Below are 16670 nucleotides of genomic sequence, written 5' to 3'. Positions count from 1 at the left end.
GGGCGGGCTGCAGGAGGACATGTCGAATGGCGGAGACGCTGCTCGAACTCAGCGGAATCAGCAAGACCTATCCCGGAGTCAGGGCGCTCGAAGACGTCAATCTGCGCGTCTGCCGCGGCGAGGTGCTGGGCCTGATCGGCGAGAACGGCGCCGGCAAGTCGACGCTGATGCGCGTGCTGGCCGGCGTGATCGCGCCGAGCGCGGGCGTGATCCGCATCGGCGGCAACGACCACGCAAGGATGACGGTGAACGAGGCGACCTTGGCCGGCATCGCCTTTGTGCACCAGGAGCTGAACCTGTTCGAGAATCTCGACGTCGCGGCCAATGTCTTCATCGGGCGCGAGAAGCTCGCCGGCGGGCCGCTGAAGCTGGTGGACAACGCGGAGATGCGCGCCCGCGTGACGCCGCTGCTGCAACGGCTGGGCGCCGATTTCGCGCCGAACACGCTGGTCGACAATCTGTCGATCGCGGAGCGTCAGATGGTGGAGATCGCCAAGGCGCTCTCGATCGATGCCCGCGTGATCATCATGGACGAGCCGACCTCCAGCCTGACCATTTCGGAGACGGAGCGGTTGCTCGAGGTGATCGCCGACCTGAAGGCGCACGGCATCTCGGTGATCTACATCTCGCACCGGCTGGGCGAGATCATGAGCTGCGCCGATCGCGTCGTGGTGCTGCGCGACGGGCGCACCGTGGGCGAGCTGGCGCGCGACGAACTGAGCCATGCCGCGATGATCCGGCTGATGATCGGCCGCGACCTGAAGGCGCTGTATACGCCGCCGGCACGCTCGCCGCAGCCGGGCGGCTGCGATATCGCCGGCGTCGTGACGACCGCCTTTCCCGACCGGCAGATCGACCTTTCCGTGCGGCGCGGCGAGATCCTCGGCCTCGCCGGACTCGTCGGCGCCGGCCGCACCTCCCTTGCCCGCGCGGTGTTCGGAGTTGATCCGCTGCTGGCGGGCGAGATCAGGATCGACAACGAACCGGTCGGTGTCGCCTCGCCGCGCGATGCGATCCGGCAGGGAATCTATCTGGTGCCGGAGGACCGCAAGAAGTCCGGGCTGGTGCTGGAGCTGCCGATCCGGGAGAACGTGACGCTCGCGAGCCTGCTGGATCATGCGCGGATGTGGCTGGTCAACGGCGCGGCCGAACGCAGAATCGCAAAAGACCAGGCCAGGAGCCTGTCGATCAAGGCGCCGAGCCTCGACATCGAAGCCGTGACGCTCTCCGGCGGCAACCAGCAGAAGGTGGTGCTGGGCAAGTGGCTTTCGATGCAGCCGCGCGTGATGTTCTTCGACGAGCCGACCCGCGGCATCGATGTCGGCGCCAAGAGCGAGATCTACGCGCTGATGCGCAGCCTCGCCGACCGCGGCGTCGCGATCGTGATGATCTCCTCCGACATGGAAGAGGTCATCGGCGTCTCCGACCGCGTCGCAGTGATGCATGAAGGCAGCGTCAGCGGCGTGCTCGAGCGCGACCAGTTCAGCGAATACAACGTGTTGAGGCTGGCGGTCGGCCAGGCGCTCGAAACCCTGGAGACCGCTGCGCCATGATGAAGAAGGAACTCGGCCTGTTCTTGCTGCTGGCGGTGATCTCCGCCATCACCGGCGCGATCAATCCGGCCTTCCTGTCGTTCGTCAACTTGCTGAACATGGCCAATCTGATCGGCCTGTTCGGTGTGTTCGCACTGGGCGAAGGTCTCGTCATCATCACCGGAGGCATCGATCTTTCGCTCGGCTCGATGTTCGCGCTGCTCGGCGTCGTCTTCATCGACTTGCTGACGACGTATCAGGTGCCCTGGCCGTTCGCGCTGTTGCTGGTCCTGATGGGCGGGCTGGCGCTGGGCGGCATCCAGGGTTTCCTGATCACGCGGCTGAAAATGCAGCCCTTCATCGTGACGCTGTGCGGGTTGCTGATCTATCGCGGCGCCGCGCGCTATTACACCAGCGATTCGACACGCGGCTTCGGCTATGGTGACGAGGCCAGCACGCTGGGCAACATCGCCTCCGGCAATATCGCAGGCATTCCCAACACCTTCATCTTCCTGATCATCCTGGCGCTGATCCTCGGCGTGCTGCTGCATCGTTCGGTCTACGGACGCTGGCTTTATGCCGTGGGCAAGAACGAGGAAGCGGCGCGCTTCTCCGGTATCAACACAAATATCGTGATCGCGACCGCCTATGTCATCAGCGGCGGCCTCGCCGGCGTTTCGACCGTGATGTTCGTCTTCTACACCAACTCGGTCTCTCCGAGTTCCTTCGGCAATTTCTACGAACTCTATGCGATTGCGGCTGCCGTCCTCGGCGGCTGCAGCCTGCGCGGCGGCGAAGGCTCGATTCTCGGTATCGTGCTGGGCACGGCGCTGCTGCAGGTGCTGCAAAACCTCGTGAACATTCTCGGCATTCCGAACTCCCTGAACTTCGCGGTGATGGGAACCGTGATCCTGATCGGCGTGCTGGCGGATCAGCAATTGCAGGCCCGTCGGCGACGTAAGGCGGCGCTCGCCGGGCTCGCCCGCACGGCACCGCGATCAAAGGAAACCACAATTCTGCAAAGCGCATCTGCGCACGGCGCGACGGCGTTGCCGACGAGCGCGGGCGATCAAGCATGACTCGACTGCGAAGAACCACGATCGGGAATATGGCCGCGGCGACTTCGGTAGAGGAACAAGGGGAAGAGAGTTCAATGCGCAAGACTGATCAAGCATACGACGCTCGCGTCCACGTTGGGCCTGCACGCCGAACCCGGTGGGGCCACGGACAGGCCCTCACCACCGTCTTGAAAGGCTTCGGTGTGCGCGCAGTTTCTATCTCAAGTTGACGGATCGATACACTGACGGGGCACGTTCCAGGCCGAAGGGCTTTGGGCAGGGACGTGAGACAAAAATGGACAAAGCCGGGGACGCTGGGAGTGCAGAAAATGTTGCATAGGTCTGTAAACACCGCGCGGGCATGCGGCGTGGGGATCGCTTTGTTATCCTTGTTCGGCGGCGGCGCGCATGCGGCCGATCTCTTAACGAAAGCTCCGCCTATTCCTTACGCTGAGACCGATGATTTCTGGACGAGACCGTATCTGTTCGGCGATCTCGGCAGGACGCAGCTGAAGGAGCGGGGTATCTCGCTGGCCCTGACGCTGGGCGACGAAGCGGTCGGCAATCTGTCGGGCGGCAACAAGAATGTCGGCGCCAACGCCGGACAGCTGTTCTTTCAGGCCAAGTTCGACATGGCGAAGCTCGCCGGCATCCAGGGCGGCCTGGTCGGCCTTACGCTGGTCGACCGCTTCGGCCACAATCTGAACGACGACGCAGGCATTCCGGCCTTGCAGCTGACCAACGAAGTGTTCGGCCGCGGCAATATCCTGCGCCTCACCGAACTCTACTACTCGCAGAAACTGTTCGATGACCGCCTTGAACTCAAGGGCGGCCGTCTGCCGGTCGGTTCCGACTTCTTCTTCGGCCTGTGCGAGTTCATCAACCTGACCTTCTGCGGCGGCCAGCCCGGCAACATCCAGGGTGGCTACATCTACAACTGGCCGGTGAGCCAATGGGCCGGTGTCGCACACTACAACTTCACTAAGGAATGGCAGCTTTCGGTCGGCGTCTACGACGCAAATCCGAACTATCTGACGACGTCGGACTCCGCGACGTACTTCCTGCCGGGCGTCCCCGGCTCGAGCCGGGCCTCCGGCGTGCTGGTGCCGGTCGAGGTGGTCTGGGCGCCGAGCGGTCCCCTGAACGGGACCTGGCGTTTCGGCGGCTGGTATGACAGCGCGTCGACGATTGACGGCGGCCTTCCGGGTATCATTGCGATCGCCCCGGGCATCGGCGGCGTCTCGGACCAGAATCTGGGCGATCAGCGCGGCCGCTATGGCGTCTATGAATCGATCCTGCAGCGACTGACCGTTGAGGGTGCAAAGGCACAGGGCTGGTACATGTTCCTCAACACGACGGTCGCCGATCACCGAACGTCGTATCAGGACTACCAGGTCGCTCTGGGCTTCAGGCACACCGGAACGTTCTCCTGGCGTCCGGAAGACGAAGTCGGCTTCGCGGTGGGGACGACCCACGTGAATTCGGCTGCGCTCACCCTGAATGCGGGCGGAAACGAAGTTCCGATCGAAGCCTGGTACGGCTGGCAGGCGACTGGCTGGATGAACCTCAAGTTCGACGCCCAGTACGTGATCAATCCCGGCGGGCGCGGCTATAATGCCGCCGGCATCAAGACCGAGAATGCCTGGGTCCTTGGTCTGCGCACGCTGGTGCACTTCTGAGCCGGAGGGGGTTGCCAGCATGTCTGAGCGAGGCCCGCCATGGTAACCCCTCACGACGCCGGGCTGGCCGTCCTGGAGTTGAAGGGCATCGGCAAGGAGTTCGGCGCCATTCGCGCGTTGCATGGCGTCGACCTGCGCGTTTCTCCCGGCGAGGTGGTCGGCCTGATGGGAGACAACGGCGCCGGCAAGTCGACGCTCGTCAAGATCATCGCCGGCAACTTCCCGCCGAGTCACGGCGAGATCCGCTTTGACGGCAAGCCGGTTCATTTCGTCCGGCCGATCGATGCCCGCGCGGTCGGAATCGAAGTGGTCTATCAGGACCTCGCGCTCGCCGACAATCTCACGGCAGCGGCCAATGTCTTCCTCGGCCGTGAGCTCAAGCGCAAGCTTGGTCCGTTCGCGTTTCTCGACCACAAGGCGATGGCAGCCCGCGCGCTGGAGCTGTTCGGCGAGCTGCGTTCGGAGACCCGACCGCACGATCTCGTCAAGCAGATGTCGGGCGGCCAGCGTCAGGCGGTCGCGATCGCACGGACTCGGCTGTCCAATGCCAAGCTCGTGATGATGGACGAGCCGACGGCCGCGATCTCGGTCCGCCAGGTCGAGCAGGTGCTGAGCCTGATCCATCGCCTGAAGGAACAGGGCGTCGCGGTGATGCTGATCTCGCACCGCATGCCCGACGTGTTCGCGGTCTGCGACCGCGTCGTGGTGATGCGCCGCGGCGAAAAACGTGCCGACAAGGCGATCGGCGACACCAGCCCCGAGGAAGTCACCTCCCTCATCACGGGAGCGAGAGAGGCTGCGTAATGGCCACGCCCCTGGAATCTCCCATCACCTTCACCAATGTCGGCAAGACCAAATGGTGGCAGAGCGGCTTCTTTGCCTCGCAGACCGGCTACGTCCTGCTCGCGCTGGTGGCGCTGTTCGTGGTGATGAACTTCGCCAGCCCCTACTTCCTCACCGAAGGCAATATGCAGAATGTGGCGAAGAACTTTTCCTTCATCGCCATCGCCACGCTCGGCGTGACCTTCGTCATCATCACCGGCGGCATCGACCTCTCGGTGGGGTCGGTGATGTGCTTTTCCGCGATGATCACCTCGATGGTCATGACCCAAATCTCGACGCCGGGCATGCCTGGCACGGAGTGGTTCGTGCATTTGGCCGACGACGGCAAGACCGTGATCGCAAATATGCCCGGCTTGATCCTGCTCGTCTCGGTCCTTGCGGGGCTCGGCGTCGCGCTGATCGTCGGTCTCGTCAATGGCTTCTGCATCGCGGTGCTCGGGCTGTCGCCTTTCGTCACCACGCTCGGCATGCTGTCGATCGTGCGCGGCCTCGGTTACGTCGTCTCCAACGGCCGCGGCAGTTTTCCAAGCGGCCCCGAAGCCGAATATCTCTACGCGCTGACATCCGGCGTCGTATTCGGCATGCCGGCGCCGTTCATCTATCTCGTGGTTCTTGCGGTGGCGATGGCGATCGTGCTGCACCACACCGGTTTCGGCCGCCACGTCTTTGCCGTCGGCGGCAACGAGAAGGCGGCCGCGCTGACCGGCATTCCGGTCGTGCGGGTGAAGATCGAGATCTATGTGATCTGCGCGCTCGCCGCCGGCCTGCAGGGCATCATCGTCTCGGGCTGGCTGGGATCGGCGCCGGCAAACATGGCGACGTCCTACGAGCTCAACGTGATTGCAGCCGCCGTCATCGGCGGCGCCAATCTCGCCGGCGGCGCCGGCGGCCCGCTCGGGGCGATCGTCGGCTGCGTGCTGCTCGAGGTGATCCGCAACGGCCTCGTGCTCGCGCAGATCAACTCCTACTGGCAGCAGACCTTGGTGGGCGTGATCATCATCGCAGCGGTGCTGGTCGATCGTCTTCGCTCGCGCATGGCCTGAAGAGTTCGTCCTGGAGGATCGTAATGTCCGCCTATCCGCCTTCGGGAGCCGCTGATTTCGAGGGATAGGCATAAAAATGAGGAGGGAAACAATGAAGAAGGCACTTCTTGCCGCTGCGGTCCTCGCCATGATGGCGACACCCGGCTTTGCCCAGAGCTACAAATTCGTGATCGTGCCCAAGGCGATGAACAATCCGTTCTTCGATTTCGCGCGCGACGGTTGCCAGAAGCGCGCCAAGGAACTCGGCAACATCGAATGCATCTACAAGGGTCCCGTCGAGCACGAGCCGGCGACGCAAGCACAGATCATCCAGGATTTCATCACCCAGAAGGTGGACGGCCTGGCCATCTCGGTCGCCGATGTCGCGGCCATGACCAAGTCGATCGAGGCGGCAAATGCGGCCGGCATTCCCGTCATCACGTTTGACGCGGACGCGCCGGGCTCGAAGCGGATTGGCTATATCGGCACCGACAACAAGGAGTTCGGCGTCGCGCTCGGCAAGCAGTTGCTGAAGCTCCGGCCCGATGGCGGCAAGTACGCGATGGTCTCCGGCGGGCCGGGTGCGAAGAACCTGGCCGAACGCGTCGACGGCGTCCGGGAAGCGCTCAAAGGCTCGAAGTGGACCGAAGTCGGGGGCTCGCCGACGTTCTGCAACGACGACCCCGCGCTGGGCGTCCAGCAGATGACCGATCTGCGCACCGCTGTTCCCGATCTCGCGGCGATCATCCCGGTCGGCGGCTGGCCGATGTTCGCCCCGGAAGGCTTCAAGGCGTTCGCCAGCAAGAGCAAGAAGGACATCGACGCCGGCAAGTTCACGCTCGTCGTGGCCGATACCCTCAAGATGCAGCTTGAACTTCTGAACGAGGGCTATGTCAACGCACTGATCGGCCAGCGTCCGTTCGAGATGGGCGAGAAAGCGATGGATACGCTGCTTGCCATCAAGAAGGGCCAGAAGGTGCCGGAGATCATCCACACCGGTCTCGACGTCGTGACAAAGGACAACGTCGCGGCGATGCTGAAGTAGACACCGCTGCCCGGTTCCGGCCCGCCCATTCAAGGAGAAATCGCGGATGGGCGCGGCGGTTCCTGCATGACCCGATCTCTCGTCGAAATCTCTGGATTTGCCCGCAGCGGACCAATTGCCGGCGCGGGGTGCGCGCCGGCAAAATATCGAAAACAACCCCATGCAAAGTGAGCGGCGGCTGCCGACGTTCGACAGGGCGACTTGACACGTCGGGCAACTCAGGGGTTTACTTCCAATATTCCGAAATTATGCGAGCGCCGCCTCGCCCGCCGGTTGCGCTTGCTATCGCGTCAATTCCAACGGCCGACGACAGTCCGCCGGCAGCCGTCGTTCATTGAGGTTAGTCACGCAGAGCGGCAGGAAATCCCTGCACGCGGTCTGTATATGGAGTACCCGCAGCGTCAGCGCGACGAAGCAGTACGCACCGGCATCTCCGGCGCGGCGGCAATGATCTATGCGGCCCGCTCGCTGGGCCTGGGTTCGACGCCGATGATCGGTTTCGACGCCGAAGCAATGGCCCGCGAGTTCGCGCGGGCCGACGACGAGGTGCCGGTGATGCTGTTATCCGTCGGCGCGGAACGTCCGGGAAACTGGCCGCAGAAGCCGCGCCGTCCGGTGGCCGATGTGCTGGAATTCGCCTAGTACGGTCAGGAGACGGATGGTCGCAACGATGCCAGGGCTTCCATCGCTCCCGCGGGGTCTTACGCAGACAACCTGTGGCTCGGCTGCAGTTTAGCTCCCTCAGGAATCGCCCCGTTCGGAGAAAGTTTCGCCCTCGCGCATCCGGCCAAGCTCCAAGGGCGCATTGGCGCTGTCGAGGAACTCAACCGTGGTGAACCACAAGTCGGCATCGCCGACGTTTTCGAGGTCGTGGATCTTGTATTCACCCTTTCCATAGACGAAGTGACGCGTCTCGCCGGCCGAGTAGACCGCTTCGACGATCGTCCCGTCCTCGGCATGCGATTGCGCCCGGCCTGGCGTTACCGCGGTCCAGAAGTAGTCCAGCACGTGACGATGGAATCCGATGCGCTCACCTGGGGCAAGCCGGATTTCCCAGACCCGCACGCGCTCGGTCTCGGACAACAGCCGCGTCCCGACCCGCCCGTTGAGCTGATTGGTATCGAACTCCTTGCGAATGTCGTCGGGCCAGGCGGCCCTCCCCTTTTCGGCCACATCGACGCTCATTGTTGTGCCTCCTTGAGATGAGTGATCCACGCTGCCCTACTCGACGCCGAGCCCGGTCTGGGCGCGGACGTGCTGCGCGCCGAACGAGGCGCGGACGGAAGCCGCCGCCGCACTGCGGTCCAGCACCGACACCGCCCATGATACGGCGAAGGCGAGAGGAACCGAGACCAGGGCCGGATTGTCGTAAGGGAATGGTGCAGGCCCGAGCTTCAACGCCGCGGTCCATACGCCCGGGCTGAGGGCGACCAGTCCCACCGATGCCAGCAGGCCGGCGAGCGACCCGCTCACGGCGCCGCGCGTCGTCAGGTCAGGCCAGACGATCGAGAGAAGAATCACCGGGAAGTTCGCACTCGCCGCGATCGCAAAGACCAGTCCGACCATGAATGCGATGTTCTGGTTCTCGAACAGGACACCCAGACCCATCGCAATCAGGCTGATCGCAACCGCGGCAGCCTTCGAGACGAGCACTTCCTCATGCTCGCTCGCACGGCCCCTGCGGATCACGCGGGCATAGAGGTCGTGGCTCGCCGCCGAGGCTCCCGCGAGCGTCAGCCCCGAAACGACAGCGAGGATCGTCGCGAACGCCACCGCCGAGATGAACCCGAGCAGCAGCGATCCGCCGACGGCATCGGCCAGATGTAGAGCCACCATGTTGACGCCGCCAACGAGGGCGCCCGACGCATCCCGAAACTGCGGGTTGGCCGAAACGATCGCGATGGCGCCGAAACCGAGCACAAACAATAGGCTGTAGAAGATGGAGATGAACCCGGTCGCGACCAGCACCGATGTACGCGCCTGGCGGGCATCGCTCACGGTGAAGAAGCGCATCAAGATGTGCGGCAACCCGGCCGTGCCGAAAATCAGGGCGAGCCCGAGGGAGATCGCCGATACTGGATCCTTGACAAGTCCGCCCGGCGCCATGATGGCGTCAGCCTTCGGATGCAATGTCACGGCTTCACGGAACAGCGCCTCCAGACTGAAGCCGAAGTGCCCGAGGATCAGGATCGACATCAGGACCGAGCCCGACATCAGCAGGATGGCCTTGATGATCTGCACCCAGGTCGTCGCGAGCATGCCTCCGACCGTCACATAGATCATCATCAGCACGCCGACGATGCCGACCGCGTAGATGTAGGGAAGTCCGAACAGCAGCTGGATCAGCTTGCCGGCGCCGACCAGCTGGGCGATCAGATAGAAGACCACGATCACGAGGGTGTTGACGCCTGCGACCGCCCTCACCGGGACTTCGGACAACCGATATGCCGCCACGTCGGCAAAGGTGTAACGGCCGAGATTGCGCAACGGCTCGGCAATCAGGAACAGGATCATCGGAAAGCCGACGAGGAAGCCGATCGCATAGATCATGCCGTCGTAGCCCGAGGTATAGACGAGCGCGGTAACGCCCAGGAACGTCGCGGCCGACGTGTAATCGCCGGCGATCGCGAGCCCGTTCTGGACACCCTTGAGACCGCCGCCGGCGGCATAGAAATCCTTGGCCGTGCTCGTACCACGTCGCGCAGCCCACCATGTGATGCCGAGGCTGATCGCGACGAAGCCGAGGAACATGGCGATCGCCGTCGCGTTCAGCGGTTGCCGCGTGCCGCTCGCCGCGGTCAACGCGTCGGCCGCGGCGGGCCCGGAAAGCAGGACGAGTGCGGTTGCAAACAGGGCTCCGCAAACCGAACGTGACGTCATCGGAGATCCTCCAGAAGCAGCTGACTGAGGCTATCGAAACGAGAATTGGCGCGCCGCACGTAGAGCGCCGTCAGCAGGAAGCCGAGCGCGATCAGGCCGACGCCGACCAACACGCCCCAGGTGATCACGGTGCCGCTCCACAGCGGATACCCGAGCAGCCAGGGCCAGAACGCGATGGTCAGGATGTAGGCGAAGTAAGCGGCCGCCATGACGATCGACATCCCAACGCCAAGACGTGCGCGCTCACTGGCAAGCTGCTTGAACGCGGGATGGTGCTGGATGGTTTGCAAGTCCATTGGACGTCTATGCTCCCTTCTTTGAATTCACCTAGGCGGCAATACCGGTTGCCACCGCTGTCTCCGCCATCACCGCCTCGGGGCTGCGATGCTGCTCTGCCATCGCCCGTTCTTCGGCCGTGGCGATTTGCGCCTGCATGTATGCGCCGAGGTGGCGGGCGCGCCGCACGACTGCGGCGCCGAACGGAAGCCGGGCCGACTCGAATTTCGCGAGCGCCATCGGCAGATCGGCCGGATGGCCTCGCAACGCATCGACCAGAGCCGCCGCATCCGCCGCGGCTTTCGTCACGCCCATGCCGACATGGGGCCTCGCCACGAACGCAGCATCGCCGAGAATGACGGTGCGGGATCCGAGCGCCATGCGCGGCGTCTCGAGATCCAGGATGGCTTGGATGAACGGCTGAGACGTGAGGTGAACGACCTCGGCAAATTGCGGCGCCAGCAGCCGCTCCGCGTCCCGACGCATCGCGGCAATCACATCAGATCGAATCCTGGTCGGCGGAATCGACAAGGGCTGCCTGACACCATCGATATCCGTCAGGAGATCCGCCAGTCCATGGTCGGCGTCGGCCGGGCGATACCAGACGAAATTGAAGCGGCGCTCGCCGACATCCATCTCCTCATTGGCCCCGGCAACGGGATAGCCGAGCATCTGCTCCCCGGGAGGCAGGCTGAAGGCGAACCAGTCGCACAATTCCGCCCGCGTCCGAGCCGACAGGTCCCGCTCGTTGACGAGGCCCCGCCAGGCGACGTAACCGGCGTATTTGGGCTGGACGTTGGCCGCGAGCTGCGTCCTGACGCTCGAGAATATGCCGTCGGCGCCGACCAGCAGGTCTCCCGACGCTTCGGTGCCGTCGGAAAAGCGCGCCACCACCCGGTCGCCGAGCTCCGTGACATCCTCGAGGTTCTTGCCGTGATGGTAGTGTTGCAGCGGCAGCGCCGCCTTCAAGAGCCCATAGAGGTGTCCCCAGGATGTGAGCACTTGCCGCAACCCGAGCTCGCCTGCGATCCGGCCACTTCGGTCCAAGACGCGCCGCCCCGGAACGACGACCCCGACCGCCGCGGCCGCGGTATCGATGCCGGCCCGGCCCAAGACGTCGAACAGTTCCAAATGCGTGACGATGCCCGCGCCTCGGCCCGCGAGCTCGGCGCCGATACGCTCGTAGACGTCGACGTCCCAGCCTTCCCGCCGCAACAGCAACGCGGCAAACAGCCCCGCCATGGACCCACCGATCACGAGTGCTCTCGGCTGCACTCCACACTTCCAGCGGTGGTCGCTCATGAGCATCCTCCTTTCGGTGATTGGTTCACGCGAACCGGTACTTATTTATCGTTTGATCAATTATTGGCATGTCATTGATCCAAGTCAATCGTTATTTATCAAATGATAAACAAAAAGTGATGGCACCGCTTGCCGTCGGCCCTGGCGGCAAATCGGTGTATGAAGACATGAAAGTGTCCTCAAGCCGACGAATCAGACGTGAAGCAGGCCAGAAGAGCGCGTCTTCCGACGCCGATCCGAGAGCAGCAGAGGCTGGACCCGTCCGAGCGGGAAGCCATCATCGCGCGAGAAGCCGTGTCGTTCTTTGCCGAGTACGGGTTCGAAGGGCAGACCCGCGAACTCGCAAAGCGGCTGCGCATTACCCAGCCCCTGCTCTATCGCTATTTTCCGAGCAAGGAAGCCCTGATCGAGCGGGTCTATCAGGAGGTTTTCGTCGGGCGCTGGAAACCGTCCTGGGAGAAGGTCATCACCGATCGCACGGTCCCCCTCAAGGCCAGGCTGATCCAGTTCTATCGCGAATACGCCGAGGTCATTCTCACCTACGAGTGGATCCGCCTGTTCATGTTCGCAGGCCTCAAGGACCTCGGACTGAACGCCCGCTATCTCAAGATGCTGCGCGAACGGGCGTTCGAGAGAGTGATCGAGGAGATCAGGTTCGAGTATGGACGCCCCTCGACCGACGAGCTGCCGACCACCGATCTCGAGGTCGAGATGATATGGGGCCTGCACGCTGCGATCTTCTATCTCGGAGTTCGCAAGTTCATCTACTCGATGCCCCTGGAAGCCGACGTCAATTCGATCATCGATGCCAAGGTGACGACATTCCTGGGCGGCGTTCGATTCGTCCTGCCGGCCAAGGCGATGGCCTAGATCCTGCTCCCTCCAACTACGCGCCAATCGCCTTCCTGATGCGAGCGGGATTGAACGGAAGGTTATGCATCCGAACGCCGATCGCATCACTGATCGCGTTCGCGATCGCGGCTCCCGTCGGCCCTTGCGCGGCCTCGGCGACACCATAAAAGCCATCGCCGGGCCGATCTATCAGGTGAACGTCGACCGCGCCCGGAACGCTGTCGAACCGCATGATCGGATAGGCTGACCAATCCACCGACGTGACGCGGGTGCGATCGAACGTCACGCGTTCGAACAGCGTCCAGCTGATCGATTGCAGGATGCCGCCCTCGACCTGGTTGCGGACACCGTCCGGGTTCACGACCTGCCCCGTATCCACCGCTGCGACGACGCGACGGACGCGAACGGTGCCAGTGAGGCGTACGACTTCGATCTCGACGGCCACCGCGCACCAGGCTTCGAGGTTCTTGTAACGTGCAAAGCCAAAGCCGAATCCGCTGTTGTCGGAACGCTTGACCCGCGCGGCCCAGCCGAAGCGGGATGCCGCCGCTTCGATGACGTCGCGCGCGCGGGGATCGACGGCATGGCGAAGTCGAAACGCGACGGGGTCCTGCCCCGAGCGCGCCGCCAGCTCGTCAAACATGCTCTCGATCGAAAGCACATTGAGGTAGCCACCAAGTGAGCGCATGGAGGAGCCACGCAAGGGCATGTCGGGCAGGAAATGGCTGATCACCTTGCAGTTCGGGATCGAATAGAGCGGAATCGCGTTGCGGTCACCGCCACCCTCGGGCTGCGCCAGCGCAACCGGCGGCGCGGGTGGAGATGCGTCGGACTTCAGCCGGGCGGCTGTGAGCGTTCCCGGAGGTCCGGGCCGCATCATATGCGACTGGCTCCAGACCTCGTGGTGCCAATCCGCGATCACCCCATCCGGTCCGACCGCTGCGCGGAGTTTGACCACCATGCCGGGTCCGAACGGATCCCAGGCGTGCTCCTGTTCACGCATCAGCTGCACCCTGATCGGCCGGCCGGGCATCGCGACGGCAAGCATCGCTGCATCGGCTGCGGCGTCGTCGGCGCAATTGTGACCGTAGCAACCGGCCCCTTCCGCATGGATGCAGCGCACGTTTTCTGTGGGCATGCGCAGCATGCCGGCAATCGCATTACGAAGGAAGAAAACGCCCTGCGTATGCGTCCAAACCGTGAGCATGCCGTCCTGGAATTGCGCCATCGCACAGGACGGCCCGATCGAGCCGTGGGTGAGGTAAGGCCGGCTGAAGGTCGCTTCGACCGCGATTCCCGGCTTGCCCGGACGTCCCTCGTCGTGAATCGTCGTGTCGCGCGAAGGCAGGTTGATCAGGGCGCCCGGCAGGTCCTCGCCATCAGGCAGAGCTTGCTGTTCGATCCAGGTCGTGGTCGCAGCGAGCGTTCGCATTCCCTGAACGGCGGTCCACTCACGGTCTGCAATCACGCCAAGGAAATTGCCGTCGCGCACGACCTTGGCGATCCCGTTCATCCGCTCGACAGGCGCGACATCGAGATCGCGCAAGGTGGCCCCGTAACTCGGTGGACGGACGACACGACCGTGCAGCATCCCCTCGGGGCGCAGATCCTGAACATAGGCGCTACCGCCTGTCACCTTGGCCGGAATATCGATCCGCGAAGCCGGCTGGTTCATCACCGTGAAGTCTGCCGGCGAGGTGAGATGCGACGTTGTGCTCGCTTCCACAGATAACAGTTGATCGCGAACCAGCTCGCCATAGGCCAGACGTGCGCCGTGAGGGCCGAACACCGCGCCGCTGCGGACCTGGAGCGTGGTTGCGGGCACGCCAAGCCGGCGGGCGGCCTCGTCGCGAAGGATCTCGCGCGTCTGCGCCGCCGCGTGCCGGATTGCGGTGCCGGAATCCTGCATCGAATGGCTTGCGGCCGTGTAGCCTTCATTCGGCGTCCGTGCGGTATCTGCCGTGACGAGCGACAGCCGATCGAACGGCAGCTTGAGCTCCTCGGCTGCGACCTGGAGCAGTGACGTCTTGAGACCCTGGCCGAGCTCGGCCTTTCCCGTGAGGATCGTAACCGCACCCGACGCATCGACGCGAATCCAGGCATCGATGTTGGGTGTGTCGTCGAGGCTTCCCGGAAGACCGTGCTTCGACGGACCTCCACCGGTGCCGGTTTCCGTCTGTGCACGCGCTCCGGAGAATCGCAAGGCCACAATGAGCGCGCCGGCACCCGCCAATACGCTCCGTCGAGAGACAGCATGCGTCATCGCCCCGCCCTCACCTCGGCAGACCTCTTCTTCAGCTCGTCGGCGGCACGGCGGACCGCACGCAAGATCCGCATATGAGTTCCGCATCGGCAGAGATGCGGCTGCAGTTCGGCCCTGATCGATTCGTCGGTCACATTCGGATCACGATTGAGCAGCGCCTGGGCGCGCATCATCATGCCGGGAATGCAATAGCCGCACTGCGCTGCCTGTTCGGCGATGAAGGCCTGCTGCAACGGGCCTGGCGTCGCCTGGCTTCCGAGTCCTTCCAGCGTGGTGATGGCCCGCCCCTCCAGCACCATTACCGGCGTGATGCAGGAGAAGATGGCCTTGCCGTCGACGATCACGGTGCACGCGCCGCACTGGCCGAGGCCGCAACCGTACTTTGCGGCGTTCAGCCCGAGTTCGTCGCGGAGAACATAGAGCAGCGGCGTGTCCGGGCTCGCCTTGATGGATCGGCTCTCGCCGTTAACGGTCAACGTTGTCATGGCGCGTCAGCGGCCTTTCTGCTCATTGTTCTCTTGCCCGGCTCACTGGTTGGCTCTTGCGACCGCCACCGCCTTGGCGACCCCGTCCCACCGGGTCTTGCCGGCGAACTGCGTGCGCAGGTAGTTGGCGAGATCGGAGATCTGCCGGTCGCCGAGAACATCGCCAAAGCCGGGCATGATCGGACGCGCCGAACCGTCGGAGGACGCGGGGATTCCTCGCAGCACGAGATTGATCAGGTTGGCTGGCGTCTCGTCGGCAAGGGCCGTGGAGAGACCAAGGCCCACGCCCCCCAGCGGCAAAGGTCTGCCGCCCTCATGGCATGATGCGCAAGCGACGCCGTAGATCGCTCCACCCGGATCGGACTGGAGTGACGGCGTCGCGGCTTGCGCACCAGCCACTTGCGGCAATCGTCCGGGCCCCGAGGGAGCGGCGATCTTTGCGCCGGTCCGAGCTTCGCTCTTGCCGAGCGAGGCTAGATAATAGGCCATTGCGCTGACATCCGCGGGATCGACCTGGGACAGATTGTCGGTCACGTTCGCCATGGGACCTTGAGCCGTGCCATGCTGGGGATGCGAACCACGCGCAAGATAATCCGTCAGGGCCGCCTCATCCCACGGGACCGGCGACCGCGAGCTTCGACCGAGCGCGTAGGCACGCCAGCCTTCGGCCACGCCGCCCTGGAAGCTCGCCGAGACCTCTTCTGCGCCCATCGGGTTTCGCGGAGAATGGCAGGCGCCGCAGTGCCCGAGCCCGTCGACCAGATACTTCCCCCTGTTCCACTTCGCATCCTTCGACGGGTCGGCGACGAAGCGCTCCTGATGCAGAAACAGCAGCTTCCAGCCGGCGAGCGTCAGGCGGATATTGAGCGGAAACGGAAGTCCGTTTGGCGGCGCCGACGACCTGACCGGATCGAGCGACATCAGGAAGGCGTACAGTGCCCTCGCATCATCGTCCGTCACGCGCGTGAAGTGGTCATACGGGAACGCCGGATAAAGATGACGGCCCTCGCGGTCCACGCCGGACCGCAAGGCGCGAACGAACGCCTGTTCCGACCATCGGCCGATGCCGGTCTCCGGATCGGGCGTGATGTTGGTGGAGTAGATCGTGCCGAACGGCGTCGGCATCGCAAGTCCGCCGGCGTACGGCGCTCCGCCGGACGCGGTGTGACAGGTGGCACAGTCGCCAAGCAGCGCGAGGCTTGCGCCACGACGCACCATCACAGTATCGGTGGCCCTGGTTGATCGCGGATCGATCGGATCAATGGACGATTCCCAGGCGTAGAGAAGCGCTACCATCCCACCGATCGCCCCGACGGCAAGCAGCGCGAGCAGAACTGACCTGAGCTTCATCGCCGTTCCTTCCTCAATGGAAACGCCATACCAGTCCGCTGCAGGCACTCATCTTTTCAGTTTGATGCGGCCCTTGAACAATC

Annotated in this window: 14 protein-coding genes and 1 pseudogene; 8 read left to right on the top strand and 7 right to left on the bottom strand. The window is 63.9% G+C overall.

What is annotated here, in order from left to right; translation table 11 throughout:
• Positions 1 to 26: 26 nt before the first annotated feature.
• The 7 genes and pseudogenes from JQ573_RS24635 to JQ573_RS24605 all read left to right on the top strand — a co-directional run.
• Entirely contained in the window at positions 27 to 1553 is a 1527-nt protein-coding gene (locus JQ573_RS24635) for a sugar ABC transporter ATP-binding protein (RefSeq protein ID WP_212315863.1), read from the top strand.
• Positions 1550 to 2611 carry an ABC transporter permease gene (locus tag JQ573_RS24630; RefSeq protein WP_212315865.1) on the top strand — a complete coding sequence of 354 codons (1062 nt, stop codon included), beginning with the start codon at positions 1550 to 1552 and terminating at the stop codon, positions 2609 to 2611. The genes JQ573_RS24635 and JQ573_RS24630 overlap by 4 nt, the downstream gene beginning before the upstream one ends.
• Positions 2612 to 2919: 308 nt before the next feature.
• A complete protein-coding gene (locus JQ573_RS24625) occupies positions 2920 to 4269 on the top strand; it encodes a carbohydrate porin (RefSeq protein ID WP_212315867.1) in 1350 nt (449 codons plus the stop codon).
• Between the two features lie 39 nt (positions 4270 to 4308).
• The gene (locus JQ573_RS24620) at positions 4309 to 5073 is read left to right on the top strand and encodes an ATP-binding cassette domain-containing protein (protein ID WP_212315869.1); all 765 of its coding nucleotides are present in this window, start codon (positions 4309 to 4311) and stop codon (positions 5071 to 5073) included.
• On the top strand, positions 5073 to 6155 hold the full coding sequence (locus JQ573_RS24615) for an ABC transporter permease (RefSeq protein WP_212315871.1): 1083 nt from the start codon (positions 5073 to 5075) through the stop codon (positions 6153 to 6155). The genes JQ573_RS24620 and JQ573_RS24615 overlap by 1 nt, the downstream gene beginning before the upstream one ends.
• Before the next feature lie 91 nt (positions 6156 to 6246).
• Positions 6247 to 7179, top strand: a complete 933-nt coding sequence (locus JQ573_RS24610) for a sugar-binding protein (RefSeq protein ID WP_212315873.1) — start codon at positions 6247 to 6249, stop codon at positions 7177 to 7179.
• 360 nt (positions 7180 to 7539) lie between these two features.
• Positions 7540 to 7821 (top strand): annotated as a pseudogene (locus JQ573_RS24605) (nitroreductase family protein); the annotation flags it as partial.
• Positions 7822 to 7920: 99 nt separating this feature from the next.
• On the opposite strand, the gene JQ573_RS24600 reads toward JQ573_RS24605, so the two are convergent.
• The 4 genes from JQ573_RS24600 to JQ573_RS24585 are packed head-to-tail and all read right to left on the bottom strand — an operon-like array spanning position 7921 to position 11637.
• Positions 7921 to 8364, bottom strand: coding sequence for a hypothetical protein (locus tag JQ573_RS24600; RefSeq protein ID WP_212315875.1), 444 nt, complete (start codon positions 8362 to 8364; stop codon positions 7921 to 7923).
• 36 nt (positions 8365 to 8400) lie between these two features.
• On the bottom strand, positions 8401 to 10059 hold the full coding sequence (gene actP / locus JQ573_RS24595; RefSeq protein ID WP_212315877.1) for a cation/acetate symporter ActP: 1659 nt from the start codon (positions 10057 to 10059) through the stop codon (positions 8401 to 8403).
• Positions 10056 to 10355, bottom strand: a complete 300-nt coding sequence (locus tag JQ573_RS24590; RefSeq protein WP_212315879.1) for a DUF485 domain-containing protein — start codon at positions 10353 to 10355, stop codon at positions 10056 to 10058. Before JQ573_RS24590 ends, actP begins: the two co-directional genes overlap by 4 nt.
• Before the next feature lie 31 nt (positions 10356 to 10386).
• Positions 10387 to 11637 (bottom strand): FAD binding domain-containing protein, encoded by a 1251-nt coding sequence (locus tag JQ573_RS24585; RefSeq protein WP_212315881.1) that lies wholly within the window; start codon positions 11635 to 11637, stop codon positions 10387 to 10389.
• 198 nt (positions 11638 to 11835) lie between these two features.
• Here JQ573_RS24585 and JQ573_RS24580 point away from each other — a divergent pair, with 198 nt between their 5' ends.
• Complete coding sequence (locus tag JQ573_RS24580) at positions 11836 to 12507, top strand: TetR/AcrR family transcriptional regulator (RefSeq protein ID WP_212315883.1); 672 nt, start codon at positions 11836 to 11838, stop codon at positions 12505 to 12507.
• Between the two features lie 16 nt (positions 12508 to 12523).
• Here the strand turns inward: JQ573_RS24580 and JQ573_RS24575 are convergent, their stop codons facing one another.
• From JQ573_RS24575 to JQ573_RS24565, 3 genes are read right to left on the bottom strand one after another with little or no spacing between them, the layout of a single operon-like run.
• Complete coding sequence (locus tag JQ573_RS24575; protein WP_212315885.1) at positions 12524 to 14752, bottom strand: molybdopterin cofactor-binding domain-containing protein; 2229 nt, start codon at positions 14750 to 14752, stop codon at positions 12524 to 12526.
• Positions 14749 to 15237: a (2Fe-2S)-binding protein gene (locus tag JQ573_RS24570; RefSeq protein WP_212315886.1), complete on the bottom strand. Its 489-nt coding sequence runs from the start codon at positions 15235 to 15237 to the stop codon at positions 14749 to 14751. The genes JQ573_RS24575 and JQ573_RS24570 overlap by 4 nt, the downstream gene beginning before the upstream one ends.
• A 42-nt stretch (positions 15238 to 15279) precedes the next feature.
• Entirely contained in the window at positions 15280 to 16587 is a 1308-nt protein-coding gene (locus JQ573_RS24565) for a cytochrome c (protein ID WP_212315887.1), read from the bottom strand.
• Positions 16588 to 16670 lie beyond the last annotated feature (83 nt).

This window comes from Bradyrhizobium sp. AUGA SZCCT0105 (genome assembly GCF_018129565.1).
Classification (GTDB): Bacteria; Pseudomonadota; Alphaproteobacteria; order Rhizobiales; family Xanthobacteraceae; genus Bradyrhizobium.
The sequence above is the reverse complement of the archived record's forward strand: the minus strand, read 5'-3'. Positions and strand labels throughout refer to the sequence as shown.